Annotated in this window: 2 protein-coding genes; both read left to right on the top strand. The window is 69.9% G+C overall.

Annotation, left to right across the window (positions count from 1 at the left end):
* Positions 1-877, top strand: an 877-nt coding sequence (locus tag AC1D1T_RS32205; protein ID WP_477993420.1) for an acetate/propionate family kinase, incomplete at its 5' end; no start/stop codon positions are given.
* Between the two features lie 62 nt (positions 878-939).
* Entirely contained in the window at positions 940-1,704 is a 765-nt protein-coding gene (xth, locus tag AC1D1T_RS32200) for an exodeoxyribonuclease III (protein WP_477993419.1), read from the top strand.
* The last annotated feature ends 255 nt before the right edge of the window (positions 1,705-1,959 follow it).

The raw sequence follows: 1,959 nt of genomic DNA, 5'->3' as shown, positions 1-1,959 counted from the left end.
CCGCGGGCCGGTGCGCATCGACGATGCGACGCTGGCCGCGCTCGACGCGTTGACGCCGCTCGCGCCGCTGCACCAGCCGCACAGCCTGCGCCTGATCCGGGCGCTGCGGCGGCTGCGGCCGGCGCTGGTGCAGACGGCATCGTTCGACACCGCGTTCCACCTGACGCAGGACCCGCTCGCGCGCCGCTTCGCGCTGCCGCGCGCGCTGCATGACGAGGGCGTGCAGCGCTACGGTTTCCACGGGCTGTCGTATGCCTTCATCGCGCGCGAGCTGGCACGGCTCGCGCCGCAGGTGGCCGGCGGGCGCGTGGTGGTCGCGCACCTGGGCAGCGGCGCCAGCCTGTGCGGGCTGYACGCGGGCCGCAGCGTCGACACCAGCATGGGATTCTCGGCGCTGGACGGCGTGCCGATGGGCACGCGCTGCGGTGCGCTCGATGCCGGCGTGCCGCTGTACCTGATGCAGCAGCGCGGCCTGTCGCACGACGAGATCGAGGACCTGCTGTACCACCGCTCGGGGCTGCTCGGCGTGTCGGGGCTCAGCGCCGATGCACGCACGCTGCGCGACAGCGATGCGCCGGCCGCGCGCGAGGCGCTCGCGCTGTTCGCGCTGCGCTGTGCGGGCGAGGCGGCGCGCATCGCCACCACGCTCGGCGGGCTCGACGCGCTGGTGTTCACCGCCGGCATCGGCGAGCACGATGCAGCGCTGCGCGCCGCCGTGTGCGAGCGGCTCGGCTGGCTGGGCGCCGCGCTCGACGGCGATGCGAACGCGCGCCATGCGCTGCGCATCGACGTGCCCGGCAGCCGGGTGGCGTTGTTCGTGATCGCGACCGACGAGGAACGCACGATCGCCGACGAGGCCTGGGCCGTGCTGCGTTGACCCCTGCGCGAGCAGCTGCGGGTACGATGCGCGCCTCCGCCCGAAAGCCGAAAGGTTTGCCCGTGAAACTCGCCACCTGGAACGTCAACTCCCTTGCGGTGCGCCTGCCGCAGCTGATCGACTGGCTTGCGCAGCACCAGCCCGACGCGCTGGTGCTGCAGGAAACCAAGCTCACCGACGACAAGTTCCCGTCTGCCGAGATCGAGGCGGCCGGCTACCAGGTGCAGTGGTTCGGGCAGAAGACGTACAACGGCGTCGCGCTGTTGTCGCGCACGGTGGCGAGCGACATCGTCAAGAACATTCCCGGCCACGACGACGAGCAGGCGCGCGTGATCGCCGGCACGGTCAACGGCATCCGCGTGGTGGGTGCCTATATTCCGAACGGGCAATCGGTCGAGAGCGACAAGTTCCAGTACAAGCTGAAGTGGTTGACGGCGCTGCGCACCTGGCTGGCCGACGAGCTGACGCGCCACACCCACCTGGTGCTGATGGGCGACTACAACATCGCGCCGGAAGACCGCGACGTGTACGACCCGGTCGCGTGGGCCGGGCAGGTGCTGTGCACGCCGGAAGAACGCGCGCATTTCGCGGGGCTGCTGTCGCTCGGGCTGCACGACTCGTTCCGCCTGTTCGAGCAGCCGCCGAAGAGCTGGAGCTGGTGGGACTACCGCAACCTCGCGTTCCGCAAGAACCAGGGGCTGCGCATCGACCACATCCTGGTGAGCGATGCCCTGAAGGGCCAGGTCAAGTCATGCGTGATCGACAAGCCGACGCGCAAGAACGAGCGGCCGAGCGATCACGCTCCGGTGATTGCTGAGCTCTCGTGATTCTTTCTGGGCGGACGTCTGCGTTGCAAAGGCGAGTGGGGGAGTCTGTGGCTCGCCGGCCGGTTCGGTCATCGCCCCGGGGGGCGATGACTCCCCTGCGCTGACTGGTTTCGCGGCCCGTCGTCGAAACTCCCTCCACTCACTTCGTTCGTTGTGGTCAAACAGTCGACGACAGTCAGTGCACGAAGCGCGCTGGCGCACGCGGGCCACGAAACCAGCCAGCTCCGGCGACCCGTCCTAATTGGCGCTCCACAG

This window comes from Rhizobacter sp. P2_H3 (assembly GCF_056403355.1).
This window is presented reverse-complemented; position numbering and strand designations above follow the sequence as displayed.